The organism is Micromonospora lacuserhaii (assembly GCF_036902735.1).
GTDB lineage: Bacteria > Actinomycetota > Actinomycetes > Mycobacteriales > Micromonosporaceae > Micromonospora.
The window spans coordinates 37,617-43,616 of sequence record NZ_JBAKHO010000044.1; the positions used below are offsets into that span (position 1 = coordinate 37,617).

At 74.2% G+C, this 6,000-nt stretch carries 8 protein-coding genes; all 8 read left to right on the plus strand.

Annotation, left to right across the window (positions count from 1 at the left end; all coding sequences use genetic code 11):
* The first annotated feature begins 35 nt into the window (after positions 1–35).
* Positions 36–362, plus strand: coding sequence for a type VII secretion target (locus V6U81_RS22690; protein ID WP_334491919.1), 327 nt, complete (start codon positions 36–38; stop codon positions 360–362).
* Positions 359–1,249 (plus strand): WXG100 family type VII secretion target, encoded by an 891-nt coding sequence (locus V6U81_RS22695; protein WP_334491920.1) that lies wholly within the window; start codon positions 359–361, stop codon positions 1,247–1,249. Before V6U81_RS22690 ends, V6U81_RS22695 begins: the two co-directional genes overlap by 4 nt.
* A gap of 14 nt (positions 1,250–1,263) precedes the next feature.
* A complete protein-coding gene (locus V6U81_RS22700; protein ID WP_334491921.1) occupies positions 1,264–1,911 on the plus strand; it encodes a hypothetical protein in 648 nt (215 codons plus the stop codon).
* A 170-nt stretch (positions 1,912–2,081) separates the two neighbouring features.
* Positions 2,082–2,390: a WXG100 family type VII secretion target gene (locus tag V6U81_RS22705; RefSeq protein WP_334491922.1), complete on the plus strand. Its 309-nt coding sequence runs from the start codon at positions 2,082–2,084 to the stop codon at positions 2,388–2,390.
* A gap of 27 nt (positions 2,391–2,417) precedes the next feature.
* Positions 2,418–2,696 carry a WXG100 family type VII secretion target gene (locus tag V6U81_RS22710; protein WP_334491923.1) on the plus strand — a complete coding sequence of 93 codons (279 nt, stop codon included), beginning with the start codon at positions 2,418–2,420 and terminating at the stop codon, positions 2,694–2,696.
* Positions 2,697–2,808: 112 nt separating this feature from the next.
* Complete coding sequence (locus V6U81_RS22715; RefSeq protein WP_334491924.1) at positions 2,809–4,284, plus strand: S8 family serine peptidase; 1,476 nt, start codon at positions 2,809–2,811, stop codon at positions 4,282–4,284.
* 32 nt (positions 4,285–4,316) lie between these two features.
* Positions 4,317–4,889 (plus strand): hypothetical protein, encoded by a 573-nt coding sequence (locus V6U81_RS22720; RefSeq protein WP_334491925.1) that lies wholly within the window; start codon positions 4,317–4,319, stop codon positions 4,887–4,889.
* A 19-nt stretch (positions 4,890–4,908) separates the two neighbouring features.
* A partial coding sequence (locus tag V6U81_RS22725; RefSeq protein WP_420884064.1) for a WXG100 family type VII secretion target occupies positions 4,909–6,000 on the plus strand: 1,092 nt, incomplete at its 3' end.

Consider the following 6,000-nt stretch of genomic DNA (forward strand, 5'->3'; position numbering starts at 1 on the left):
CGCCGGCCCGCGCTGCGGCCCGGAGGGCGGGCCCGGTGAGCGGCGACGGTTTCACCGTCCAGCCCGAGGCGCTGCGCGCGGCGGCCGGCGGTCAGGAGGCGGCGGCCGGGGTCGCCGAGTCCACCGCCCGCACCGTCGAGTCGGCCACCGCGCAGGGCAACCTCTTCGGCGTGATCGGGCAGATGGCCGGCATGGACGCCGGCTACCGCGGCTGGGTGGCCGACGAGGTCGCCTCGCTGGACGGGCTCGCCCGGCACCTGCGCGACCTGGCCGACGGGTTGCGCGCCAACGCCGAGGCGTACGAGCACACCGACTCGGGCAACGCCGAACACCTGGCGAGCCGGTACCGGGAGCGGTCATGACCCAGCCGAACGCCGTCGACGTCGCCAAGGGCTACCAGCAGGTCCGGGACACCTGGAACCAGGTGACCAGTCCCGCCTCCGAGGCGCTCAACACCGGACTGGACGCGCTGCTCTACCCGTTCGTCTGGCCGCTGCTGCAACTGCTCGAGCTCTGCGTCGGCGATCCCGACCAGCTCGACGCGCACGCGGGCGCCTGGCGCAACGCCGCCACCCAGCTGCGCCAGCTCGCCGAGCAGGAACGGCAGGGCCTGGACGCGCTCCGTCCGGAGTGGACCGGCCCGGCGGCCGACGCGTACGCCCGGCGGATCGCCGTGCTGGTCGAGGGGCTGGAGGCGGCGGCCGGGGAGATGGCCCGGACGGGGGACAGCCTCGGCGACACGGCGATGGACCTGCGCGACTGCGAAGAGATCATCCGGACTATCATCCGGGAGCTGGTCGAGTGGCTGGTGATCACCTGGCTCGCCGCCCAGGCGCTGGCGATCATCACCGCCGGGGCGTCCGAGGCGGCCGCCGCCGTCGCCTCGGCGGCCGAGACCGGCGTCGCGGTCAGCCGGACCACCCGGATCATGGCGCAGCTGCACCGGGCGCTGGAGGCGTACAAGGCGGTGATGGAGGCCCTCAAGGCGATGGGCACCGTCGGCAAGATCGCCGCCTGGACCCTCGACAAGCTGTACGGCCCGAAGCACTGGCTCAAGATGGGCATCAAGCTCGCCACCCCGCTGGACGGGTCGATCGTCGGCGAGGGGTTGGAGTCGATCGGCGATCTGGTCATCAACTCCTCCGCCGACGAGTACGAGGACCGGCGGCGCGGCGACGACGGTGACGGCAGCCGCTGGCGGCGTACGGTGAGCTCCTGGACGGACCCGGCAGCCGACCGGGTGCCGTGACTCGGGGAGGGTCGATGGACGAGCCGGCGGCGCGTCGGGCGGAGCTGCTCGGTCGGGTGGGGGCCCTGTTGGCCCCGGGCGAGACGCTGCGGGAGGCGTGCTGGTTCACCCGCGTCCCGGGCCGGCGTTCGGCCGGCGAGGTGTTCCGTGCCGAGCTGAACCCGCTGCGGGTGGCGGAGGGGCTGGCCTGGGACGCCGCCGGGGTCACCGCGTCCACCGGGCCCGGGGTCGAGTGGTACCAGGCGGCCCGCAACGGGGTGCTCGGCGGCCCACCGGGTTCGGTCGGGGTCGGGCTGGACGAGCAGCTGCCGGAGCCCACGGTCGCCCAGGTGCTGGCGCTGACGGACCGCCGGGTGCTGGTGCTGCGCCGGCAGGGTGGTCGCCCCGCCGTCACCGAGCCGTCCGGCGGCGGGCTCCGGGACCGCCTGTCGGCGGCGGCCCGCCAGGTGCGCGCGGCGTGGCAGGGGCCCGGTCCGGTGGACCGCGACGCCCCACTGGAGGTGGTCTGGCAGGTGGGCCGGGAGTCGGTGGTCCGGGTCGACGCGCTGCCCGGTGGCACCATCGGGCGCCTCGCGCTGCTCTTCGCCGACGGCTCGTGGATCGTGCTCGGCCCGCCGGACGACGGGACCGCCCAGCGGATGGTCTCTTCCTACACCGGCTGATCCGCTGGTCATCCACTGTGGTGCGGAGCCGTCCGGTCACACAGGGCTGCGGAGGCTGGATGCGGTCCGCTACCGTCTCATGCGGAGTGTCCGTCGGTGGGGTGTAGGCCTTGCCGCGGGGGAGAGGCGCGGCAGGTGCGCCGCCACAACATGACGGAAGGGTGTGAAGCATGGCGTTCGAGGTCGAAGCAGCGACTCTGCATACCGCCGCGAGTGACGTGCGGTCCACGCGCAGCGAGGTTGACGGCGAGCTGAAGAAGCTGTGGAACGTGGTCGACGACCTGGCCATCGCCTGGAAGGGTCAGGCGTCCACGGGCTTCCAGTCGCTCATGCAGCGCTGGAACGAGGACACGGTCAAGCTGCTGACGGCGATGGACAGCATCGCCGACCTGCTCGACAAGTCGGGTACGACGCACCAGGTCAACGACGAAGAGCAGCAGCAGATGCTGGACAAGTTCCACTCTGCTCTCAACCCGTGATCCGCTGAGAAGAGCAGGGGAGGAATCATGACGATCAAGGTTGACTACGCGGTCCTCGAGAGCGCCAACCAGCAGATGCAGGGCATCTCGCGGACGATCGACGAGAAGCTGGACACGCTGCGGTCGATGCTGTCGAAGCTCCAGTGGGACGGGCAGGACCGAGCCGCCTACGAGCAGCACCAGGCGCAGTGGGACACCGCCGTTCGGGACATCAACCGGATCCTGAACGAGATCGGCGGCGCCGTCGGCGTCGCGCGTGAGAACTACGTCTCCACCGAGATGAGCAACGCCAAGGTGTGGGGCTGAGATAATCCAGCCGTCGCGGCTCCGGTCCGGTTCGACCGGACCGGAGCCGCACTGCGTTGCCAGCCACCGAGGTCCGGGGAGTGTCATGGGTACGGGCGAACGTCGTCGACCGGTGTGGAGATCCGCGGTCGCCGTGCTGCTGGCCGGCGCGGTGGTCGGGTCCGGGGTGGTGGGTGCGCCCGCCCCGGCGCGCGCCGCCGACACGGTGCGCGGCCTGCAGTGGTACCTCGACGCGATGCGGATCCCGCAGGCGCACCAGATCACCAAGGGGCGCGGGGTGACCGTCGCCGTCATCGACAGCGGCGTCGACGGGAAGCATCCGGCGCTCGCCGGACAACTGGCCGGTCGGCCCGGCACCGGCCCGGTGGGGTCTCCGGACGGCTGGGTGGACCGGGACGCCGAGGACGGGCACGGCACGGCGATGGCGGGGCTCATCGTCGGGCGGGGCGGCGACCGGAACCGGCAGCTCGGCATCGCGCCGGAGGCGAAGGTCCTGCCGATCGCGCTGAGCAGTGCCCGCGGCGACGGGGAGGTCGCCGAGGACATCCGCTGGGCCGCCGACGCCGGCGCGGACGTGATCAGCATGTCCATCGGCTTCGAGGAGGCCCCCAGCGTCCGGGTCGTCGAGGCGGTCCGCTACGCCCTCGACAAGAACGTGGTGCTCGTGGCGGCCACCGGCGCCTGGACGAAGGGCAACCGGACGGTCTCCTCGCCGGCGAACGCCCCCGGGGTGATCGCGGTCAACGCCACGGACCGGTCGGGCGCCCTCGCCGGCGCATCGGTGCCGGGTCCCGAGGTGGTACTCGCCGCGCCGGGCGACGACATCATCGCCCCGGTGCCGACGGTGGTCTCCTCGAACGGCTACGGGGTCAACTCAGGCACCAGCCAGGCGACCGCCATCGTGGCCGGGGTGGTCGCGCTGGTGCGGGCCCGCTACCCGGACCTGGACCCGGCCAACGTGATCAACCGGCTGATCCGGACGGCCCGGGACGCGGGGGCGCCGGGCCGGGATCCGAAGTTCGGCTTCGGCGCGGTCGACGTGCTGGCCGCGTTGCAGCGCCAGGTGCCGGCCGTGGACGCCAATCCGCTGCTCGCGGCGGGTCCGCAGCCGGGTGGGGCGACGGCCTCCCCGGAAGCGGACGACGGACGTCCGGCCGTCGCGTTCAAGGTGAAGAACAAGGCCGGCACCGTGATCGTGGGGGTGCTCTGCCTGGCCGTGGTGGTCGGCGCGGTCGTGCTGGCGCTGGTCGCCCGCCGCCGGAGCCGCCGCCGGGCGACGCCGCCGTTCGGCCCCGGGTCGGGTCCCGGCGCGCCGTTGGGCGGTCCGGGCTTCCCGCCGCCGGGGGCCGTCCCGCCGCCCGGGTACGGTCCGCCCGGCCACGGTCCGCCACCCGCCGGGTACGGCCCCGCGACCGCGCCGACTCCGCCCGGGTACGGGCCACCGCCCGGCGGGTTCGGCGCGCCGCCGCAGCCGCACCCCTATCAGCCGAGACCGCTCGCCCAGCCGGTCCCGCACCACCCGCCCACGCCGTCGCCCGGCCAGCCTGACGGGTTCGGCCAGCCGGGGGCGGCTCCGCAGCAGCGCTGACGCACCGCCGACGACCAACGGGGAGGACAGGAATGACCGACGACGGCAACAGCCCACCGCAGGTGGAAGGTTGGGTGCGCGTGCCGCCCGGCGCCGCCGACGTGCTGCCGCCGGGCAGCCCGCTGCGGCCCATCGCCACGGTGGCCGCGCACGGGCCGGCGTTCGGCGTCCGCCGCGACGACGTGAGCGCGGGCGCGGGATCGGCGCCCTCCGCGCTGGTGGGCGGGCCCGGCAAGCGGGATGTCACCGAGTGGGAGGCGGACCGCCTGGAGGCGGCCGCCGACAACCTGGAGCAGCAGGCCGGCTACCTCCGCCGGCTCGCGTTCGACATGGAGGAGATCAAGGACCTGCTCGGCGGCGACGCGGCGTTGCGCGACCCGGGCGGCGCCCTCGGCGGGTTCCCGAAGGCGCTGAACCTGGCCGGCGTGCATCACGGGCTGCACAAGACGACGTCGGAGGGGCTGAAGAAGCTCTCCGCCGACCTCTACAAGGCCGCCGACGCGCTGCGCGAGGTGAAGCGGAAGTACGACACCGCCGAGGGCGCCAACAAGATGTCGGCGCAGGAGATGCAGCGGGCCTTCGAGGCCGGCGGGCCCGCGGTCTGACCGGGGAAAGGGGACTGACATGGGTGGTCCGAGCTGGGAGGACATGGCACGGCAGGTGCTCGTCGCCGGCCGGCCGAGCGACGTCACCGGCGCTGCGCTGGGCTGGCAGGCGCTGCTGGGCAACATCGACGAGGTGAAGCGGCTGGTGGAGGCCGACGTCAAGGGCCTCGGCGAGAGCTGGAAGGGCCCGGCGTACGAGGCGTTCCGCACGCACATGGAGGGGCTCACCAAGCAGGCCGAGGCGATCGTGGACGGTGCGCGGAAGCCGGGGCACGGTCAGCAGAGCATCGTGACCGTGCTGCAGACGGCCGCGAGCGATCTGGAGCGGGCGCAGAACGCGATGCCGATCCCGCAGGGCTGCGTCGGTGATCTGATGGCGGCCCGCAACGGCGACATGGTCCTCGACACCGGGCTGTTCGAGGCGAGCGTTCGGGCCGACTTCATGGGCAGTTGGCCGGTGGAGAAGATCGGCCAGTTCAACGACTGGGTCGGCGAGTTCTTCAACGACAACACCGAGAAGGCGCGCCAGGCGTACGACCAGGTCAGCGACGACTACCGGGACCGGGAGCGCGAGACGCCCGGCGGCGCGGGCGCCTCGCCGTACGACGGCGGGACGACGACCCGGCCCGATCTGGGTGGCGGTCCGGGCACCGGAGGTGCCGGAAAGGTGCCCGGGCTCGGCGGCATGCCCTCGACGGGCGGCCTCGGCGGTGGCCCCTCGCTGGGCACCGGTGGCCTGCCCGGCACCGGTTCCGGCGGCGCCTCCTTCGGCTCGGGCGCCCACCCTGACCTCTCCACCGGCGGCGGGTACGACGGCTCCGGCAGCGGCTGGACCCCGGGCACCGGCACTGGTTACAGCCCGGGCGGCACCGGCCTGGACGAGGACTACGGCACCGGCCTGGCCGGCGCGGGTACCGGCACCCTGCCCGGGGTGGGTACCGGCTTCGGCGGTGGCGGTGGCGGCCTTCCCGGTACGACCGGCCTGGGGGCCGGCGGCGGCGCAGGGGCGGCCGGCGGCATGATTCCCGGCGGTGGCGCGTTGGGCCGGCCGGTCAGCCCGGGCCTGCCGCCGATGATGGGCGGCGCGGCCGGGGCGGGTGCCGGCGCGGGC